This is a genomic window from Pseudocitrobacter sp. 73 (genome assembly GCF_008369545.1).
GTDB classification, from domain to species: domain Bacteria; phylum Pseudomonadota; class Gammaproteobacteria; order Enterobacterales; family Enterobacteriaceae; genus Pseudocitrobacter; species Pseudocitrobacter vendiensis.
On record NZ_VTZO01000098.1, the window covers coordinates 1 to 433 of the forward strand.

Sequence of the window (433 nt, forward strand, 5' to 3'; positions counted from 1 at the left end):
ACGTTTCCACCTTCATTTCTTCGCTGCCGGCGTTGGCGGAGAACAGAAAAGAAAGAAAAGAGAAGAAAGAGAAAGGAAAAAGAGGAGGGGGAGGGGGAAGGAAGGAAAGAAAAAAAAGGAGAAAGAGAAGGAAAGAGAAAAAGAGAAAGAAAAAGAAAAAGAAAAGGGGAAAGAAGGGAAAAAGCGAGGAGGAGAGGAGGAGAGGGGAGAGGGGAGAGAAAGGAGGGAGGGAGGGAAGGGGGGGGGGAAAGGGGAGAAAGGGGAGAAAGAGAAGAGGGGGAAAAGGGAAGAGAAAAAGGAAAAGAAAAGAGAGGGAGGGGGGAGGGGGAGAAGAGAGAGAAAGAAAAAGGGGAGAAAGGGGGGGGGAAGGGGGGGGGGAGGGGAAGAGAAAGGAAAAAGGAAAAGAGAGAAGAGGAGAGGAAAAGAGGGGGGG

The 433-nt window shown here is 50.6% G+C and carries 1 protein-coding gene; it reads left to right on the forward strand.

What is annotated here, in order from left to right; genetic code table 11:
- Positions 1 to 433 (forward strand): hypothetical protein (locus F0Q32_RS26915; protein ID WP_188016918.1); only part of this gene is annotated, 433 nt, incomplete at both ends.